The sequence below is a fragment of the Cupriavidus sp. NPDC089707 genome (assembly GCF_044748965.1).
Classification (GTDB): Bacteria; Pseudomonadota; Gammaproteobacteria; order Burkholderiales; family Burkholderiaceae; genus Cupriavidus.
The window spans coordinates 343,141-360,591 of the sequence record NZ_JBIVHB010000003.1 but is presented as its reverse complement, the minus strand read 5'-3'; the positions used below and the strand labels follow the sequence as shown (position 1 = coordinate 360,591).

17 protein-coding genes are annotated in these 17,451 nt (G+C 65.9%); 12 read left to right on the top strand and 5 right to left on the bottom strand.

What is annotated here, in order from left to right; translation table 11 throughout:
* The 4 genes from ACIP1U_RS07980 (at position 1) to ACIP1U_RS07965 (ending at position 4,034) form a co-directional block, all read left to right on the top strand.
* Positions 1 to 1,032, top strand: a complete 1,032-nt coding sequence (locus tag ACIP1U_RS07980; RefSeq protein WP_400313603.1) for a Bug family tripartite tricarboxylate transporter substrate binding protein — start codon at positions 1 to 3, stop codon at positions 1,030 to 1,032.
* A 195-nt stretch (positions 1,033 to 1,227) separates the two neighbouring features.
* Positions 1,228 to 2,271 carry an ABC transporter substrate-binding protein gene (locus ACIP1U_RS07975; RefSeq protein WP_400313601.1) on the top strand — a complete coding sequence of 348 codons (1,044 nt, stop codon included), beginning with the start codon at positions 1,228 to 1,230 and terminating at the stop codon, positions 2,269 to 2,271.
* Between the two features lie 116 nt (positions 2,272 to 2,387).
* A complete protein-coding gene (locus ACIP1U_RS07970; protein WP_400313599.1) occupies positions 2,388 to 3,200 on the top strand; it encodes an ABC transporter ATP-binding protein in 813 nt (270 codons plus the stop codon).
* Positions 3,201 to 3,242: 42 nt separating this feature from the next.
* The gene (locus tag ACIP1U_RS07965; RefSeq protein ID WP_400313596.1) at positions 3,243 to 4,034 is read left to right on the top strand and encodes an ABC transporter permease; all 792 of its coding nucleotides are present in this window, start codon (positions 3,243 to 3,245) and stop codon (positions 4,032 to 4,034) included.
* Here the strand turns inward: ACIP1U_RS07965 and ACIP1U_RS07960 are convergent.
* On the bottom strand, positions 4,006 to 5,451 hold the full coding sequence (locus tag ACIP1U_RS07960; RefSeq protein WP_400313593.1) for a sensor histidine kinase N-terminal domain-containing protein: 1,446 nt from the start codon (positions 5,449 to 5,451) through the stop codon (positions 4,006 to 4,008). The genes ACIP1U_RS07965 and ACIP1U_RS07960 overlap by 29 nt on opposite strands.
* 9 nt (positions 5,452 to 5,460) lie before the next feature.
* Positions 5,461 to 6,138 carry a response regulator gene (locus tag ACIP1U_RS07955; RefSeq protein ID WP_400313590.1) on the bottom strand — a complete coding sequence of 226 codons (678 nt, stop codon included), beginning with the start codon at positions 6,136 to 6,138 and terminating at the stop codon, positions 5,461 to 5,463.
* Between the two features lie 238 nt (positions 6,139 to 6,376).
* Between ACIP1U_RS07955 and ACIP1U_RS07950 the strand changes: the two genes are divergently transcribed.
* Positions 6,377 to 7,435, top strand: coding sequence for a porin (locus ACIP1U_RS07950; protein WP_400313587.1), 1,059 nt, complete (start codon positions 6,377 to 6,379; stop codon positions 7,433 to 7,435).
* A gap of 199 nt (positions 7,436 to 7,634) precedes the next feature.
* Here ACIP1U_RS07950 and ACIP1U_RS07945 read toward each other — a convergent pair whose 3' ends face one another.
* Positions 7,635 to 8,609 carry an NADPH:quinone oxidoreductase family protein gene (locus ACIP1U_RS07945; protein WP_116320375.1) on the bottom strand — a complete coding sequence of 325 codons (975 nt, stop codon included), beginning with the start codon at positions 8,607 to 8,609 and terminating at the stop codon, positions 7,635 to 7,637.
* Positions 8,610 to 8,840: 231 nt separating this feature from the next.
* Here ACIP1U_RS07945 and surE point away from each other — a divergent pair, with 231 nt between their 5' ends.
* Genes surE through ACIP1U_RS07920 form a run of 5 tightly spaced genes read left to right on the top strand, consistent with a single transcriptional unit; the run spans position 8,841 to position 13,444 of the window.
* Positions 8,841 to 9,593 (top strand): 5'/3'-nucleotidase SurE, encoded by a 753-nt coding sequence (gene surE, locus ACIP1U_RS07940; protein WP_400313584.1) that lies wholly within the window; start codon positions 8,841 to 8,843, stop codon positions 9,591 to 9,593.
* 28 nt (positions 9,594 to 9,621) lie between these two features.
* Positions 9,622 to 10,548 carry a protein-L-isoaspartate(D-aspartate) O-methyltransferase gene (locus ACIP1U_RS07935; protein ID WP_400313581.1) on the top strand — a complete coding sequence of 309 codons (927 nt, stop codon included), beginning with the start codon at positions 9,622 to 9,624 and terminating at the stop codon, positions 10,546 to 10,548.
* 8 nt (positions 10,549 to 10,556) lie between these two features.
* Positions 10,557 to 11,420 (top strand): peptidoglycan DD-metalloendopeptidase family protein, encoded by an 864-nt coding sequence (locus ACIP1U_RS07930; protein WP_400313578.1) that lies wholly within the window; start codon positions 10,557 to 10,559, stop codon positions 11,418 to 11,420.
* A 6-nt stretch (positions 11,421 to 11,426) separates the two neighbouring features.
* Entirely contained in the window at positions 11,427 to 12,608 is a 1,182-nt protein-coding gene (gene rpoS / locus ACIP1U_RS07925) for an RNA polymerase sigma factor RpoS (RefSeq protein ID WP_400313575.1), read from the top strand.
* On the top strand, positions 12,605 to 13,444 hold the full coding sequence (locus ACIP1U_RS07920; protein WP_400313572.1) for a 3'-5' exonuclease: 840 nt from the start codon (positions 12,605 to 12,607) through the stop codon (positions 13,442 to 13,444). Before rpoS ends, ACIP1U_RS07920 begins: the two co-directional genes overlap by 4 nt.
* A 33-nt stretch (positions 13,445 to 13,477) precedes the next feature.
* Here ACIP1U_RS07920 and ACIP1U_RS07915 read toward each other — a convergent pair whose 3' ends face one another.
* Positions 13,478 to 14,332, bottom strand: a complete 855-nt coding sequence (locus ACIP1U_RS07915) for an endonuclease/exonuclease/phosphatase family protein (RefSeq protein WP_400313570.1) — start codon at positions 14,330 to 14,332, stop codon at positions 13,478 to 13,480.
* A 236-nt stretch (positions 14,333 to 14,568) separates the two neighbouring features.
* Here ACIP1U_RS07915 and rlmD point away from each other — a divergent pair, with 236 nt between their 5' ends.
* Positions 14,569 to 15,873 (top strand): 23S rRNA (uracil(1939)-C(5))-methyltransferase RlmD, encoded by a 1,305-nt coding sequence (gene rlmD, locus ACIP1U_RS07910; RefSeq protein ID WP_400313841.1) that lies wholly within the window; start codon positions 14,569 to 14,571, stop codon positions 15,871 to 15,873.
* Between the two features lie 68 nt (positions 15,874 to 15,941).
* On the opposite strand, the gene ACIP1U_RS07905 is transcribed toward rlmD, so the two are convergent.
* The gene (locus ACIP1U_RS07905) at positions 15,942 to 16,646 is read right to left on the bottom strand and encodes a Bax inhibitor-1/YccA family protein (RefSeq protein WP_342912030.1); all 705 of its coding nucleotides are present in this window, start codon (positions 16,644 to 16,646) and stop codon (positions 15,942 to 15,944) included.
* A 372-nt stretch (positions 16,647 to 17,018) separates the two neighbouring features.
* Here ACIP1U_RS07905 and ndk point away from each other — a divergent pair, with 372 nt between their 5' ends.
* Complete coding sequence (gene ndk, locus ACIP1U_RS07900; protein ID WP_400313567.1) at positions 17,019 to 17,444, top strand: nucleoside-diphosphate kinase; 426 nt, start codon at positions 17,019 to 17,021, stop codon at positions 17,442 to 17,444.
* Positions 17,445 to 17,451: the final 7 nt, after the last annotated feature.

The window sequence follows — 17,451 nt, the reverse complement described above, 5'->3', positions numbered from 1 at the left end:
ATGAAGCAATTCCTTCAACGCAACGCAGCCACGCCCGCCACGTCCACCTTCACCGCCCGGCGCAAGGCCGTCGCTGCCACGCTGGCGGCGCTTGGTGCCGCGTGGCTGGCGCCTTCTGCGCTGGCGCAGGACGCCTATCCCAGCCGCCCGATCACGCTGGTGGTATCCGCCGCGGCAGGCGGCACCACCGACATCGCGGCACGGATGATTTCGGAGCCGCTGTCCAAGGCGCTTGGCCAGCCGGTCGTGGTCGACAACCGGCCCGGCGGCAACGGCGGCATCGCCGCGCAACTGGTGGCGCGCGCCAAGCCTGACGGCTACACGCTGATGCTGCAGTACTCGGGCTTCCACGTCATCACGCCGCTGCTGATGAAGAACCTGTCGTGGGATCCGGTCAAGGACTTCGCGCCGGTGGCCAATATCCTGTCGGCGCCGCAGGTGCTGGTGGTGCGCCAGAACCTGCCGGTCAAGTCGCTGAAGGAACTGGTCGCGTACGCCAAGGCCAACCCGGACAAGCTCAACTACGCGTCGTCGGGCAACGGTTCGCTGCAGCACGTCTCGACCGAGCTGCTGAACCAGATGGCCGGCACCAGGATCGCGCACGTTCCGTACAAGGGCACCGGGCCGGCCATCACCGACCTGCTGGGCGGTACGGTCGACCTCACCATGACCACGCCGCCGCCGCTGATGGGCCATATCGCCGCCGGCAAGCTGCGCCCGCTGGTGGTGACCAGCAAGACGCGCCTGCCCAGCCTGAAGGACGTGCCGTCGGCACCCGAGGCCGGCTACCCTGACCTCGACGTGTCGTCGTGGTTCGCGATGTATGCGCCGGCCGGCACGCCCAAGGCCGTGGTTGACAAGCTCACCGGCGAGATCGAGAAGATCATGCGTACCGAAGCCTTCCGCAAGAAGGCCGAGGAACTGGGCGCCGAGGCGAAGTACATGAACCCGCAGCAGCTGGCGCAGTATCAGAAGGCGGAACTGGTGCGCTGGGGCAAGGTGATCAAGTCCGCCGATATCCACGCCGAATAAGAAGCAGGGCAGTGCAGCAGGACGGGCCGCGACGTGCGGCCCATTCTGCCGTGTGGCGACGTTCGGATAGGTAGAGATACCGATGCGAACCGGAAATCCGCCGGGTAGCATCGCAACTTGCCGCACGGCGGCACGCCGTGCTTTCACGCATCGCCGTCCGAATCCAAACGGACAGGAAACGGGTAGGAGGCAAGCATGTATAACAACAAATTCTGGAAGCAGTTTCTGATCGCGCTGGCGCTGTTCCTGGCCGGCTGGTTCACCTTCAGTTATGCGCAGGCGCAGGGCAAGCCGGAGAAAACCAAGGTCACCATCGCGGTCGGCGGCAAGAACCTGTTCTACTACCTGCCGCTGACCATCGCCGAGCGCCAGGGCTACTTCAAGGACGAAGGCCTGGACGTCGAGATCGTCGACTTCGCCGGCGGTGCCAAGGCGCTGCAGGCCGTGGTGGGCGGCAGCGCCGACGTGGTCTCGGGCGCCTACGAGCACACCATCAACCTGCAGGCCAAGGGCCAGCGCTACCAGGAATTCGTGCTGCAAGGCCGTGCGCCGCAGATCGTTCTGGTGGTGTCGAACAAGACCATGCCCAACTTCAAGTCGATCGCCGACCTGAAGGGCAAGAAGATCGGCGTGACCGCGCCGGGATCGTCGACCAACATGATGGCCAACTTCGTGCTGGCCAAGCATGGCCTGAAGCCGTCGGACGTCTCGTTCATCGGCGTGGGCGCCAGCGCCGGCGCGGTGGCGGCGATGCGCTCGGGGCAGATCGATGCCATGGCCAACCTCGACCCGGTAGTCTCGATGCTGACGCAGAAGAACGAGGTGCGCATCGCTTCGGACACGCGCACGCTCAAGGACACGCAGGCGGTGTTCGGCGGCAACATGCCGTCGGGCTGCCTGTATGCGTCGCAGGCCTTTATCCAGCAGAATCCCAACACCACGCAGGCGCTGACCAACGCCATGGTGCGCGCGCTGAAGTGGCTGCAGAAGGCCGGCCCGTCGGACATCGTCAAGACCGTGCCGGAAAGCTACCTGCTGGGCGACCGCGCGCTGTACCTGGCTGCGTGGGACAAGGTCAAGGAAGCGATCTCGCCGGACGGCACCATGCCGGCCGATGGCCCGCGCACCGCGCTGAGCACGCTGCAGCAGTTCGATGCCGAGCTCAAGGGCAAGCCGATCAAGCTGGAAGAGACCTACACCAACGCCTTCGTGCAGAAGGCCAACGCGAAGTACAAGTAAGACCGTATCGCGCACGACACCGGCCCGCTGCCCGCAGCGGGCCTTTGCTTTGCGGCGGAAGCGGCAACCCCCTCATCACTCGCCAGCGGCACGGACGGCGAACGACACGGCGCACCATGAGCATTCCCGCACTTTCCCTCGACAAGGTCACCTGCACCTTTGTCTCGCGCGATGACCGCAGCCAGCGCTATACCGCGGTCAAGGACGTCACGCTGTCGATCCAGCCGGGCGAGTTCGTCTCGGTGGTCGGTCCGACCGGCTGCGGCAAGTCGACGCTGCTGAACGTCGGCGCCGGCCTGCTGGAGCCCTCCAGCGGCGAGATACGCGTGTTTGGCGAGCCGCTGCGCGGCATCAACCGGCGCGCCGGCTACATGTTCCAGACCGAGGCGCTGATGCCATGGCGCAGCGCGCTCGACAACGTCGTCGCGGGGCTCGAATTCCGCGGCGTGGCGCGCGCGGAGGCCGTGCGGCAGGGCGAGGAATGGCTGCGGCGCGTGGGCCTGGGCGGCTTCGGTGACCGTTATCCGCACCAGCTTTCCGGCGGCATGCGCAAGCGTGTGGCGCTGGCGCAGACGTTGGTGCTGGATCCGGACATCATCCTGATGGACGAGCCGTTCTCCGCGCTCGATATCCAGACGCGACAGCTGATGGAGAACGAGGTGCTGGACCTGTGGGCCGCCAAGCGCAAGGCCGTGCTGTTCATCACCCACGATCTGGACGAGGCCATCGCCATGAGCGATCGCGTGGTGGTGTTGTCGGCAGGCCCGGCGACGCATCCCATCGGCGAGTTCGCCATCGACCTGCCGCGCCCGCGTGACGTGGCCGAGATCCGCAACCATCCGCGCTTTGTCGAACTGCACGCCGCGATCTGGGACGTGCTGCGCGAGGAAGTGCTCAAGGGCTATGCGCAGCAGCGCAAGGTCGCCTGAGCCCGGCCTCCACAACGTCATCACAACAACACCTGAAACCCGATGGCATTCCGTAACGACTCCAATGGCATGCTGCGTGTCTGGCAGCTGCTGGTGCTGCTGGTGATCCTGGGCGTCTGGCATATCGCCACGCGCTCGCAGCAGGTTGCCTTCTTCTTCGGCGAACCGCTGATGGTCGCGCAGCGGATCTGGAACTGGTTCTTCATTGAACGCGATATCTACCTGCACCTGGGCGTGACGCTGCTCGAGACCGTGCTGGCCTTCGGCATCGGCACGCTGGCGGGCCTCGGCGTGGGCCTGTGGCTGGCGCTGAGCCCGATGACGTCGGCCATCCTGGATCCCTACGTCAAGGCGATGAACTCGATGCCGCGCGTGATCCTGGCGCCGATCTTCGCGGTGTGGTTCGGCCTGGGGATCTGGTCGAAGGTGGCGCTGGCGGTGACGCTGGTTTTCTTTATCGTCTTCTTCAACGTCTACCAGGGCGTCAAGGAAGTGAGCCCGGTGGTGCTCGCCAATGCGCGCATGCTGGGCGCCAACCAGCATCAGCTGCTGCGCCATGTGTACCTGCCGAGCGCGACCAGTTGGGTGTTTTCGTCACTGCATACCTCGGTCGGGCTGGCCTTTGTCGGGGCGGTGGTGGGCGAGTACCTGGGCTCGGCGCGCGGCGTGGGCTACCTGATCCTGCAAGCCGAGGGCACCTTCGACATCAACACGGTGTTCGCCGGCATCGTGGTGCTGACGGCGTTTGCGTTGATGCTGGACTGGATGGTCGGCATCGGCGAGAAGCGGCTGATGAAGTGGCAGCCTAGGAGCGGGGAGACGGAGAAACTGTAAGCCATTCGGACGCATCCTCGGCTTCCGCGACGCCGAAGCGGACTGAGGCGGTCAGGCCACCACCGGGCGTCTCGGACAGCACCACGCTGGCGCCGTGCAGCCGCGCGATCTCGCGCACTATCGACAGGCCCAGCCCGGAGCCCTCCGCAGACTGTCCGCTCTCGCCGCGATAGAAGCGGCGGAACACCGCATCGCGTTCGGCAGGCGCAATGCCTGGCCCGTTGTCCACCACCTGCAGCACAGGCATGCCGCCTGACAGTGCAACACGTACGGTGACCACCGCGCCACGGCCCGCATAGCGGATCGCATTGTCGATCAGGTTGCCCGTCATTTCCTGCAGCAGCTCTGCCTGTCCGTCGAGCTGCACCGGCCCGTCCTGCTCGAATCCCAGGTCGACCTCCTTGCCCCGTGCCACTGGTGCCCATTCCAGCGCCACGGCTTGCGCCAGCGTATCGAGCCGCAGCGGCCGCAGCGTCGGCGCGTAGCCCGCATCGGGCTCCAGCCGCGACAGCGACAGCAACTGCTGCACGCCCTTGGACGCATGCCGCACGGTGCCGTGCAGCAGCCGCATATGCTCGCGCACGCGTTCGCCATCGCGTTCGCGCAATGCCAGTTCGGATTGCGCCTGGATGATCGCCAGCGGTGTCTTGAGCTGGTGCGCGGCATCGGCGAAGAAGCGCTTGCGCGCCTGCACCATACTGTATAGCCGCGCCATGTACTGGTTGAGCGCCTGCACCAGCGGCTTCATCTCCGCAGGCAGGTCCTTTTGCTCGATCGGGTCGAGCTGGGTGCCGCGGCGCCCGACCGCGTCGGAGAGCCGGTGCAGTGGCCGCAGCCCGCGCCGCACGCCGAACCAGACAATGGCCAGCGCCAGCGTCACCAGCATCAGCTCCTGCAGCAGCGAGCCGACCAGGATATCGCGCGCCAGCAGCTGGCGCGGCTCGATGGTTTCGCCGACCAGCACCCACACCAGCCGCGTGCGCGCCGAGCCGACGTCGTGGATCGGCAGGGGCTGCGCCGCCATGCGCAGCGGCTGTTCGCGGAACACGGTGTCGTAGAACACGGTGCGGTAGAGCTGCAGCGGCGCCTCGGCGGGCATCGGCAGGTCGTCGTAGCCGGTCACGGTGGCGCCGTCTTCGTCGCGGATGCGGTAGTAGATGTGCGGGCCGGCCTGGTCGTCGAACAGCTCCAGCGCAAGATTGGGCAGGTCCACGTCGAGCCGCCCCTCGCGCAGCCGGATGCCTTCGCGCATGGCGCGCAGCGACGCCTCCAGCGTGCGGTCGAAGGCGGTATGCGCGGCCGACATCGCACGCTGGTACGTGAGCCAGGCATCGAACGCGAGCAGGACCATCAGCGGCACCAGCAGCCACAGCGACAGCTGCAGCCGCAGGCTTGGTGGCTGGCGCGGTATCTTCATCGCGGTCGCTCAGGCCGACGCCGGCCGCGACTCGAGCAGGTAGCCGAGTCCGCGCAACGTGACAATGGCCACGCCGCTGCCATCGAGCTTCTTGCGCAGCCGGTGCACGTAGATCTCGATCGCGTCCGGGTTCACGGATTCGTCGATGCCGAAGATCTTCTCCGACAGCGCCGCCTTGTTGACCGCGCGCCCGTCGCGCAGCATCAGCACTTCCAGCACGGCGCGCTCGCGGCCGGTCAGCGCCAGCAGCTCGCCGTGCAGCGTGAAGGCGCGGCTGATGCTGTCGTAGTGCAGCGGGCCGAACGCCAGCTGCGTGTTGTCATGCCCGTGGCTGCGGCGGATCAGCGCGCGGGCGCGCGCCTCCAGTTCGGACAGGTCGAACGGCTTGGCCAGGTAGTCGTCGGCGCCGAGGTCGAGGCCGCGCACGCGGTCCTCCACCGAGCCATGCGCTGTCAGGATCAGCACCGGCAGCGGGTTGCGGCGCTGGCGCAGGCGGCGCAGCACCTCCAGCCCGTCGAGTCCGGGCAGGCCGAGGTCCAGGATCAGCAGGGCGTAGTCCTGCGTGCACAGCAGGCTGTCGGCGCTGCGGCCGTCGTGCATGCAGTCGACTGTGAAGCCGGCCTGGCCCAAAGCCTGGTTCAGCGAGTTGGCCAGCATCACATTGTCTTCGGCAAGCAGGATACGCATGGAACGGGGATAGAGCGAAAAGATCGGCAAAACGGCAAGGCCATCCGGCCGGATGACCGAGGCCAGACTGATACAGCGATCTGCTGCGCCTTAGAAGCTAGGGAAACCCCCAACCCCGCCCGGCGCCGGCACGCGCAAATTGCGCCGATTCCGAAAGCGAACTGAAAGTGCGCGTCGCCTACCATCCGCCCCGTTCCAGCATCAAGACCACAACAAGCACACAAACAAAGGAGACAGCATGAAGCGTACGGCCATGGCAATCGCGACGATGGGACTGGCTGCAGCCGGGTCGGCATCCGCCCAGTCGAGCGTGACCCTGTACGGGCTGGTGGACGCCGGCATCGAATACGTCAGCCATGCCGGCCCGGACGGGTCGGCGGTAAAGCTGACCTCGGGCGGCAAGAACACGTCCCGCTGGGGTATCCGAGGCAGCGAAGACCTGGGCGGCGGGCTCAAGGCCATCTTCAACCTCGAAAGCGGCATCGCCATCGATACCGGGCGGCTGGATACCGACAACACGCTGTTCGACCGCCGCGCCACCGTGGGGCTGTCGAGTCGGTATGGCCAGGTCGTGCTCGGCCGCACCTTCACCACGACCTACGACTTCATGCTGCCGTTCGACCCGATGGGCTATGCGCCGGCCTACTCGTGGGCCACGTCGTCGACCGCCACCGGAGGCCGCAAGGACGGTCTGTTTTCGCGCGCGTCCAACGCGATCCGCTATGACGGCAGCTTCGGCGGCCTGAAGCTGGGCGCCACGGTGGCGTTGGGCGAAGTGGCGGGCGATTTCAAGAGTTCGTCCAAGTACGCGCTCGGCGTCGGCTACAACGCCGGCAAATTTGCCGCAGCGGCGACCTGGGACCGCCAGAATGGCACCGGCACCAGCACCACGCCAGCCGACAGCACCGACTACATCCAGGGCATCCACGCGGGCGCCAGCTACGACTTCGGCGGCCTGAAGCTGTTCGCCGGCTACCGCAACTACAAGCGCACCTTTACCACCGGCGCGGCCGACGCCCGCAGCGATATGTACTGGGGCGGCGCCAGCTACGACTTCACGCCGGCGTTCACGCTGTACGGCGCGGTCTACAAGCAGAACATCAAGGGCGATAACAACGCCGACCCGATCCTGTTCTCGCTGCGCGGCCAGTACGCGCTGTCCAAGCGCACGCTGGCCTACCTGTCGGTGGGCTATGCGGAGGCGCGCAATGGGCAGAACGTCAGCGTGTCGCGCGACCTGGTCGGCTTTGCCAACAACCAGACCGGCGTGATGGCCGGCCTGCAGCACCGCTTCTGACGGGAGAGGCTTGCCGACTGACGATTGACGATTGGGAACTGCCTGCCGTCCTGGCGTAGGGGTGTACGCCGACAAGGACGGCAGGCAGCTTGAGGCGCGTTGCCTCAGCGGGCGCAGGGCGTTGCCGCACGTCCTGCGCCCTTCTTTTATGGGCGGCCGGGAAGGGTGCCCGCCGCCTCGCGCGTGCTTCAGGGCACGCTCATGGCACGATCACGATCTTGCCGGTCACCTTGCGCGCTTCCATGTCCTTGAGGGCCTGCGGTGCCTGTTCCAGCGGATAGCGCGCCGAGATATGCGGGCGGATCTTGCCTTCCTTCATCCAGCCCAGCATCTGCGCCATGTTGGCCTGGTTGGCCTTGGGCTCGCGGCGCACGAAGTCGCCCCAGAACACGCCCACCAGCGACGCGCCCTTGAGCAGCGCCAGGTTCAGCGGCAGCTTCGGGATCTCGCCGTTGGCAAAACCCACCACCAGGTAGCGGCCGCGCCAGCCGATCGAGCGGAACGCCGGCTCGGCATAGATGCCGCCCACCGGGTCGTAGACGACATCCGGGCCCTTGCCGTCGGTCAGCGCCTTGACGCGCTCGCGCAGGTCTTCGGTGCTGTAGTTGATCAGCGCATCGGCACCGTGTTCCTTGCACACCGCCAGCTTTTCGTCGGTCGACGCGGCGGCGATCACGCGCGCGCCGATGGCCTTGCCGATCTCGATCGCCGCGATGCCCACGCCGCCGGCGGCGCCCAGCACGAGCATGGTCTGGCCCGCCTTCAGCTCGCCGCGGTCGATCACCGCATGGTGCGACGTGCCGTAGGTCAGCGTGAAGGCCGCGGCGGTCTCGAAGTCGATGCCGGGCGGCATCGGCACCACTGAAGCGGCGGGCGCCTTGGCCTGCGTGGCAAATGCGCCGTTGCCCAGGTAGGCGATGACTTTGTCGCCCGGCTTGACGTGGGTGACGCCTTCGCCCACGGCATTGACCACGCCCGCCAGTTCGGAGCCGGGGCTGAACGGCAGGGCAGGCTTGGCCTGGTATTTGTTCTGGATGATGAGCACATCCGGGAAGTTGACCGCTGCCGCCTTCACGTCGATGACCACTTCGCCCGCGCCCGGCACCAGGTCAGGCAGGGTTTCCACGGTCAGCGAATCAGGGGGGCCCCAGGCTTTGCACAGTACGGCTTTCATCTTGTCTCCGTTCGATATATGTGGCATTCGTGTGGCATTCCGCGCCAGTCAAGCGTATGCGGGCGGGCAGGGCAAGTGTAGCGTACAAATAGCACGGTCGTTCTGTTCCATGCCGAAGGCGCGGGGGCGGTTATTTGCGCCCTGCATACCGGCTCGCGCAGGGCAACGGGACGCGATGCCGGCGCGGCGCACGGGGCGCTTGTGCGGCGCGCGCTCAGGTACAATCGCGCCATGCATATCCTCCTTGCCAACGATGACGGTTATCTCGCGCCGGGACTGGCCGTTCTGCATGCTGCGCTCGCCCCGCTGGGCCGGATCACGGTCATTGCGCCCGAGCAGAACCACAGCGGCGCATCCAACTCTCTGACGCTGCAGCGCCCGCTTTCGATCTACGAAGCGCGCGAAGGCGTGCAGAAGGGATTCCGCTTCGTCAACGGCACGCCGACCGACTGCGTGCACATTGCGCTGACCGGGCTGCTGGAAGAGAAGCCCGACCTGGTGGTGTCCGGCATCAACCAGGGACAGAACATGGGCGAGGACGTGCTGTATTCCGGCACCGTCGCCGCCGCCATCGAAGGCTACCTGCTCGGCATCCCGTCCGTGGCCTTCTCGCAGGTCGACAAGGGCTGGGAGCATCTCGATGCAGCCGCGCGCGTGGCGCGCACCGTGGTCGAACGCATTATCGGCCAGCCGCCCGCCGAGCCCTTCCTGCTCAACGTCAATATCCCCAGCCTGCCGTTCGAACACATCAAGGGCTATCGCGCCACGCGCCTGGGCAAGCGCCATCCTTCGCAGCCGGTGATCACGCAGGTGAATCCGCGAGGCGACACCAACTACTGGATCGGTCCGGCCGGCGATGCGCGCGATGCCAGCGAAGGCACTGACTTCCATGCCACCGCCGCCGGTTACGTTTCGCTGACGCCGTTGCAGCTCGACCTGACCCATCGCGGGCAGCTCGATGCGCTCGACCAGTGGCTGAAATAGGCAGCCGCTTCGCAGTGTCGCGCCCCCGATGAGTTCCACGCCCCGACGCAACAAGTTCCCCCTGCCGCTGGACGCAGTCGTCGAACGCAAGCCCGCACCGGCCCGCACCGCCGGTATGCCTGCCGTCGACGCGCGGCGCACGGGCACGTCCGCGCCGCCGCCCATACCACCCGCGCAGGCCAAGCCAAGGCTGCCGCGCACCGCGGCACCGGCACCGGTGCCCGCACCCGCGAGCGCGGTGGAGCAGCGCGCCTCGGCGGCCACGGCCGGCGGCGGCGGCATGGCGTCCGCGCGTGCGCGTGCCGCGCTGGCGGCCCGGCTGCGGGCCGGCGGCATCCGCGACGAGCGCGTGCTGTCGGCCATCGCCACGGTGCCGCGCCACCTGTTCGTCGAGCCGGGACTGGCATCGCAGGCGTATGAAGACGCCGCGCTGCCGATCGGCCACCAGCAGACCATTTCCAAGCCATCGGTGGTGGCGCGCATGATCGAGTTGCTGCGCGACGGCCTGGCCGCCGACACACCGCTGGAGCGCGTGCTGGAGATCGGCACCGGCTGCGGCTACCAGGCCGCGGTGCTGAGCCAGGTGGCGCGCGAAGTCTTCTCGATCGAGCGCATCCGGCCACTGCACGAGCAGGCCAAGGCGAACCTGCGTCCGCTGCGCGTGCCCAACCTGCGCCTGCACTATGGCGACGGCATGCTCGGGCTGCCGCAGGCGGCGCCGTTCTCGGCCGTTATCCTGGCCGCCGCCGGCATGGAGGTGCCACAGGCGCTGCTGGACCAACTGGAGGTAGGCGGGCGATTGATCGCCCCGGTGGCCGTGGTGCCGCCGGCAGGCGTACCCGGCCAGACGGTGACGCAGCAACTGCTGCTGATCGAGCGTCGCAACCGCCATCGCTTTCACCGAACCGCGCTTGAAGCCGTTTTCTTTGTGCCCTTAAAATCGGGCACCATCTGAGTCGAACTATGCACAACATCGTGAAATCGCAATATTTCGCACGCGCCGGTCAACTTTTTACGGCTTCTGCGCTGACGGCCCTGCTGGCCGCCTGCGCTAATTCGCCGATGCCGGCCCCTGTCGTTGACCGCACCTCCACGTCGGGCGCGGCCGCTGCGTCGATGGAGCCGGCCCCGCCGGGATACTATCGGGTCAAGCGAGGTGATACGCTTTATCGAATCGCGCTGGAAAACGGCCAGTCGTACCGCGATGTCGCGACCTGGAACAACCTGTCCAATGTGAACCAGATCGAAGTTGGCCAGTTGTTGCGCATCATGCCTCCGGGTGCCGACGTCAACGCCGCGCCCGGGGTTTCCACTACGCCGATCGCCCCGGCCACGGTACAGGGGCAGCCGATCGACCAGGCGCGCCCGGCGGCCGCGCCTGTGCCACCGCCAGCGGCCGCACCGGTTGCGCCGGCAACGCCCGCGGCAGCGGCGGCCACCTCGGCCGCACCGGTTGCGGATGGCGCGATGAAGCTGGCCTGGCCGGCGACCGGCCAGATGGTCGCCAAATTCGATGACAAGGGTAATAAAGGCATCGATATTGCGGGCAAGAAGGGCGACGCGGTATTGGCCGCCGATGATGGCCGAGTGATTCACGTTGGCCCCTTGCGCGGCTACGGGAATCTTGTCATCATCAAACACAACGAGACATTTCTTACTGCGTACGGGCACAACGAAAAGGTGCTCGTGGCAGAGCAATCCGCGGTCCGCAAGGGCCAGAAGATTGCGGAGATGGGCAACAGTGATACCGACCGGGTGAAGCTTCACTTCGAAGTTCGCAAGAACGGAAAACCGGTTGATCCGATGCGGTACCTGCCGCCACAGTGAGGGTTCATGCCACGCCAGAAAACTGTCTCCTCCGGAACAACTGTCAGCAGGGCTCGCCGTCCCAAGCAGCCGGAAGTGAAGGCTGGTGTGGCACATCCCGACGAGCACGCCGACGCGCAAGCGTTCGAGCCGGATCTCGCTGCCGACCTGATTCCCGTGACCGACGAGCCGATCGCCACGTCCACTTCGGTGGGCCTGCGCGAAGCGGACCTGCTTGCCGACGACAACGACCGCCATCTGCGCGATGACGACGATGACGAGTCCGAAGACGAGGAAGAGAGCGAAGGCGAGAACGGCAGCGACGGCGCAGCGGCTGAGCACGACGACTTCCGCACGGTGCTGCATACCGAACTGGCCGCCGACACCGTCCAGCATTACCTGAATCGCATCAGCATCAAGCCGCTGTTGTCCGCGCCGGAAGAACTGCATTTCTCCACGCTGGCCAAGGACGGCGATTTTGCCGCGCGCCAGGTCATGATCGAGCGCAACCTGCGGCTGGTGGTCAGCATCGCCAAGGGCTATCTCAATCGCGGCGTGCCGCTGCTCGACCTGATCGAGGAAGGCAACCTCGGCCTGATGCATGCGATCGAGAAATTCGATCCGTCGCGCGGGTTCCGTTTTTCGACCTATGCGACCTGGTGGATCCGCCAGAGCATCGAGCGCGCCATCATGAACCAGGCCCGCACCGTTCGCCTGCCGGTGCACGTGATCCGCGAACTGAACCAGGTGCTGCGCGCCAAGCGCCATCTGGAGAAGGGCGGCACCGACGGGCGCGACGCCAGCCTGGAAGATATCGCCCACCTGCTGGGCAAGACGCCGGACGAAGTGCAGGACGTCCTGGCACTCAACGAACACACCACCTCGCTCGATACGCCGTTCGACCTCGATCCCGGCTCGAGCCTCCTGGATTTCCTCTCCGACGAGCACAACGCCGCCCCTGACCAGGAGGTGGCGCACCGCGAGCTGGAAGGGCTGATGAAGCTCTGGCTGGCGCGCCTGTCGGAAAAGCATCGCTATGTGGTGGAGCGCCGCTTCGGCCTCAACCATATCGAGCCAGCCACGCTGGAAGAGCTCGCCGAGGAGATGGGCCTCACGCGCGAGCGCGTACGCCAGATCCAGCAGGAGGCGCTGGTCAAGCTCAAGCGGCATTTCGCTTCGCAAGGTGTCAGGAAGGACGCCGTTTTATGACCCCTGTGCTGGTATTCGACATCGAGACCATTCCCGATGTCGCCGGCCTGCGCCGTTTGCATGACCATCCCGACGCGATGAGCGACGGCGAAGTTGCCGAACACGCCTTCGCCGCCCGCCGCGAGAAAACCGGCAGCGATTTCCTGCCGCACTACCTGCAGCGCGTCGCCGCGATTTCCTGCGTGCTGCGGCGCACGCACCGCGATGGCTCGGCGGTGTTCCACGTGGGCTCGCTCGGCACCATCGAGGACAACGAAGCCACGCTGATCCAGAAGTTCTACGAACTGATCGCCCGCTACAGCCCGCAACTGGTTTCATGGAACGGTGGCGGATTCGATCTCCCTGTGCTGCATTACCGCGGCCTGGTCAACGGCGTCACCGCGCCGCGCTACTGGGAGATGGGCGAGGGCCGCGATGAAGACAGTCGTGACTTCAAGTGGAACAACTACATCAGCCGTTACCACATGCGGCACCTAGACCTGATGGATCTGCTGGCGATGTACCAGCCGCGCGCCAGCGCGCCGTTGGATGACCTGGCCAAGCTGTGCGGTTTCCCCGGCAAGATGGGGATGGACGGCAGCAAGGTCTGGCATGCTTTCCAGGCTGGCCAGCTCGACGAGATCCGCGCCTATTGCGAGACCGACGTCGTCAACACCTACCTGATGTACTGCCGTTTCCAGCTGATGCGCGGCGGCATGTCGCCGCGCGAATTCGACATGGAGATGGATCTTGTCCAGGAATCGCTGGCGGAACTGCCCGGCGAACAGTGGATGGAATACCTGCAGGCCTTCCGGCTGCAGCGCCTCACGCCCGAAGTCGACGACTTCGAGGACTGATCGCGCCGGCGCCCGCCGGCGTGCGCCACAGCCCTACACGTCCAGCGACAGCTGGATCGGCTGGTGGTCCGAATCGGCGGTGTCCGCATTGACTTCGCAACGCTGGATCCGCGCGGCCAGACTATCCGTCACGAACATGAAGTCGCAGGCGAACGGTGGCTCGGGCCATTGCTCCTTGTCATGGATGGCGCAGGTCGGCGCATGCTGCTGGCCGGGGTGTGTGAGCAGCCAGGCGTCGCGCCATGGCGTGGTGGCGTCGTCGAACGGCTCCAGCATGCGTCGGTAGGCAATGTCGTCGGGTTTGCTGTTGAAATCGCCGCAGAGGATGGCGTCGGCGGCGCGCGGTTCCGGCGTAAACGGCCCCGGCCACTTCTCGCTGCGGCCTGGGCGTCGCGCGTGGTCGCAGGCCTCGGCATGGCAGCCGCGCAGGGCTTCGGCCTGCGCCGCGCGCTGGAGCGCCGAGTAATACTCAAGGTGCGTGCAGATCACGCGCAGCCGCTGCGTGCCGGCTTCTATCGTAACTTCCAGAGCTACGCGCGGCATCGACGCCACTTGCGGGTCTGCAGGCCACGGCAATGCGTGCCGGAATACTTCGCGCACCGGCAGCTTCGTCGCGATCAGGTTGCCGAATTGCTTGTGCGCGCCGTTGCGGTCGCGCCGGTCGACGCCTGACGCAAACAGCAAGTGATAACCTGGCAGCAGCGCGGTCAGCTCGGCCACCTGGTCCTGCCCCGGCTGGCCGCGTAGTTCACCGAATCCGCGCGTGACTTCTTGCAGGCAGATCACATCGGCGTCGGCCATCGCGCGCAGCGTGTCCACCTGTCGCGCCAGATCCACGCGCCCGTCCGCGCCGCGGCCCCATTGGATATTCCACGAAATCAGTTCCATGCAACGCTCCGTCGTTTGACCCGACCGGTCTGGCATACAATCGCGCTTTCGTAAAACAATACGTCAGGTTTTATCTGGTGTCTCAAGCCGTGTCCTCCCCACAAGAAACGTCCGCCGTCGCGCCCGAATCAGCCGCACCGAGTGCCGCTCCCGCCGCAGGAGAGGCCCGTGGCCGTGGCAAGGCCAATGGCAATGCTCCCGGCGCCGACCCCGTGGTGTCGATCGACAGCCTCGACATGGAAGCGCGCGGCGTCGGCCGCCTGGTGAACGAGGATGGCACGCCAGGCAAAGTGATCTTTGTCGAGGGCGCGCTGCCCGGGGAAACCGTCAGCTATCGCAGCTTCCGGCGCAAGCCCAGCTACGAGCAGGCACACCTCGGCGAAGTCCTGAAGGAATCGGTGATGCGCGTGAAGCCGGGCTGCCAGTATTTCGGCGTCTGCGGCGGGTGCTCGATGCAGCATCTGGATTCGCGCGCGCAACTCGCGATCAAGCAGCGGGTGCTGGAAGACAACCTGTGGCACCTTTCCAAGGTCAAGCCCGACGTGGTGTTCCGGCCGATCGCCGGGCCGGACTGGGGCTACCGCTACCGCGCGCGCCTGACGGTGCGCCACGTGGTAAAGAAGGGCGGCGTGCTGGTGGGCTTCCACGAGCGCAAGAGCAGTTATGTGGCCGATATGACCCGTTGCGAAATCCTTCCGCCGCATGTGTCGGCGATGCTGGTGCCGCTGCGCGAACTGGTGTTGGGGCTGTCGATCCGCGACCGCATGCCGCAGATCGAGCTGGCCGTCGGGCACGAAGTGACGGCGCTGGTGCTGCGGATCCTCGAGCCGCTGACCGACGCCGACAAGGACCTGCTGCGCGCCTTCGCCGATGCGCATCAGGTGCAGTTCTGGCTGCAGCCGAAGGGGCCTGACACGGTCTACCCGTTTTACCCGACCGACGTCGAGCTGGCTTATACGCTGCCGGAATTCGGCATCCGCATGCCGTTCAAGCCGACCGACTTTACGCAGGTGAACCACCAGATCAACCGCGTACTGATCGGCCGCGCGCTGCGCCTGCTGGACGCGCAGCCGGGCGACCGCCTGCTCGACCTGTTTTGCGGCATCGGCAACTTCACGCTGCCGCTGGCCACGCAGGGCAAGTCGGTGATGGGCATCGAAGGCAGCGAGGCGCTGACCACGCGCGCGCTGGCCAATGCGGAGTACAACGGGCTGGCCGCCAAGACCGAGTTCGCGTGCCGCAATCTGTTCGAAGTCACGGCCGACGACATCGCTGCGCTGGGCCGCTTCGATCGCTGGCTGGTCGACCCGCCGCGCGAAGGCGCGCTCGCGGTGAGCAAGGCGCTCGGCGAGCTGGCGCAGCAGGGCAGCGACGTGCTGCCGCGGCGCATCGTCTATGTATCGTGCAGTCCCGCCACGCTGGCGCGCGATGCCGGCCTGCTGGTGCACGAGGCGGGCTACCGCCTGAGCGGCGCTGGCGTGGTCAATATGTTCCCGCACACATCCCATGTGGAGTCGATCGCGGTGTTCGACCGCGACTGAGCGCGCGGCGGGCGCTCAAAGAAAAAGCCGGCCATCTGGCCGGCTTTTTCATGCTGCGGCGTTTGCTGTCATTCCCGGTTGCCGCCGAAAATGCCCAGCAGTGCCAGCAGGTTGGCGAAGACGTTGTACACGTCCAGGTAGATCGCCAGCGTGGCGGTAATGTAGTTGGTCTCGCCGCCATTCACCACGCGCTGTACATCGAACAGGATGTACGCCGAGAAGATACCGATCGCAATCACGGACACCGTGATCATCAGCGACGGCAGTTGCAGCCAGATGTTGGCAACGCTGGCCAGGATCAGCAGGATCACGCCGACGAACAGGAACTTGCCCAGGCCGGAGAAATCGCGCTTGCTGACGGTGGCGATGGTCGCCATCGCGCCGAACACGGCCGCCGTGCCGCCAAAGGCGTACATGATCAGCGCCGGTCCGTTGGAAAACGCCAGCGTTGCGCTGATCAGGCGCGACAGCATCAGTCCCATGAAGAACGTGAACGCCAGCAACAGCACCACGCCCATGCTGCTGTTCTTGGTTTTCTCGATGGCGAAGAAGAACCCGAACGCGATCGCCAGGAACAGGATCAGCGACAGGCCGGGGCTGCCCGCCATGAAGCTGAAGCCGGTGGCCACGCCGACCCACGCACCGAGCACGGTGGGGATCATCGAAAGGGCCAGCAGCCAGTAAGTGTTGCGCAAGACCCGATTGCGAACGACGACGTCAGTGACGGTCGACGCACTGTTGCCGAAACCGTAGGTATTCAGCTTGTTATCCATGGTGACTCCTGTCTCGAAACGATGAGGCGCCGGGCTTGTCCGAAAGAAAGAGAATTTTCGGATCGACCGCGGACGGAACCATCGTCAATGTGGCATCTGGCTGGCGGAATTGCAAGGGCGGGGTAACCCAGCGGGCACCCGCATTGCTGTTTCAGGCGCCTCAGCGCCGCCTTCGTTTGACGGAGGGTGGGGCGTCGCGTTCCGGACATGACAAGGATGTAATGTGCTGCCAATGCTACTTGTGGCCGGAATGGACCTCCGGACCCGTAACACCCGCGCCAGAGCGGCCCAGACCCTCGAAAGGGTCATCGTCTTCGTGCTAGAATTGCACGTTTAATCCATTTGTAACCCCTTCATTTTTCGGAGTTTTTCATGGCGATCGAACGCACCCTGTCGATTATCAAGCCGGATGCCGTGGCCAAGAACGTCATTGGCCAGATCTACGCCCGTTTCGAGGCCGCCGGCCTGAAGATCGTTGCTGCCAAGATGGTGCACCTGTCGCGCGGCGAAGCCGAGCAGTTCTATGCTGTCCACAAGGAGCGCCCGTTCTTCAAGGACCTGGTCGACTTCATGGTTTCGGGCCCGGTCATCATCCAGGCTCTGGAAGGCGAAAGCGCTATCGCCAAGCACCGTGACCTGATGGGCGCCACCGACCCGAAGAAGGCCGACAAGGGCACCATCCGCGCCGACTTCGCCGACAGCATCGACGCCAACGCCGTGCACGGCTCGGACGCCGCGGAAACCGCTGCCGTCGAAATCGCCTTCTTCTTCCCGGGCATGAACGTCTACAGCCGCTGATTGGCTG

Excerpts from the sequence above, each read along its gene's own strand:
- ACIP1U_RS07980 (WP_400313603.1), top strand. The coding sequence starts at position 1 with ATGAAGCAATTCCTTCAACGCAACGCAGCCACGCCCGCCACGTCCACC.
- ACIP1U_RS07975 (WP_400313601.1), top strand. The coding sequence starts at position 1,228 with ATGTATAACAACAAATTCTGGAAGCAGTTTCTGATCGCGCTGGCGCTG.
- ACIP1U_RS07970 (WP_400313599.1), top strand. The coding sequence starts at position 2,388 with ATGAGCATTCCCGCACTTTCCCTCGACAAGGTCACCTGCACCTTTGTC.
- ACIP1U_RS07965 (WP_400313596.1), top strand. The coding sequence starts at position 3,243 with ATGGCATTCCGTAACGACTCCAATGGCATGCTGCGTGTCTGGCAGCTG.
- ACIP1U_RS07960 (WP_400313593.1), bottom strand. The coding sequence starts at position 5,451 with ATGAAGATACCGCGCCAGCCACCAAGCCTGCGGCTGCAGCTGTCGCTG.
- ACIP1U_RS07955 (WP_400313590.1), bottom strand. The coding sequence starts at position 6,138 with ATGCGTATCCTGCTTGCCGAAGACAATGTGATGCTGGCCAACTCGCTG.
- ACIP1U_RS07950 (WP_400313587.1), top strand. The coding sequence starts at position 6,377 with ATGAAGCGTACGGCCATGGCAATCGCGACGATGGGACTGGCTGCAGCC.
- ACIP1U_RS07945 (WP_116320375.1), bottom strand. The coding sequence starts at position 8,609 with ATGAAAGCCGTACTGTGCAAAGCCTGGGGCCCCCCTGATTCGCTGACC.
- surE (WP_400313584.1), top strand. The coding sequence starts at position 8,841 with ATGCATATCCTCCTTGCCAACGATGACGGTTATCTCGCGCCGGGACTG.
- ACIP1U_RS07935 (WP_400313581.1), top strand. The coding sequence starts at position 9,622 with ATGAGTTCCACGCCCCGACGCAACAAGTTCCCCCTGCCGCTGGACGCA.
- ACIP1U_RS07930 (WP_400313578.1), top strand. The coding sequence starts at position 10,557 with ATGCACAACATCGTGAAATCGCAATATTTCGCACGCGCCGGTCAACTT.
- rpoS (WP_400313575.1), top strand. The coding sequence starts at position 11,427 with ATGCCACGCCAGAAAACTGTCTCCTCCGGAACAACTGTCAGCAGGGCT.
- ACIP1U_RS07920 (WP_400313572.1), top strand. The coding sequence starts at position 12,605 with ATGACCCCTGTGCTGGTATTCGACATCGAGACCATTCCCGATGTCGCC.
- ACIP1U_RS07915 (WP_400313570.1), bottom strand. The coding sequence starts at position 14,332 with ATGGAACTGATTTCGTGGAATATCCAATGGGGCCGCGGCGCGGACGGG.
- rlmD (WP_400313841.1), top strand. The coding sequence starts at position 14,569 with ATGGAAGCGCGCGGCGTCGGCCGCCTGGTGAACGAGGATGGCACGCCA.
- ACIP1U_RS07905 (WP_342912030.1), bottom strand. The coding sequence starts at position 16,646 with ATGGATAACAAGCTGAATACCTACGGTTTCGGCAACAGTGCGTCGACC.
- ndk (WP_400313567.1), top strand. The coding sequence starts at position 17,019 with ATGGCGATCGAACGCACCCTGTCGATTATCAAGCCGGATGCCGTGGCC.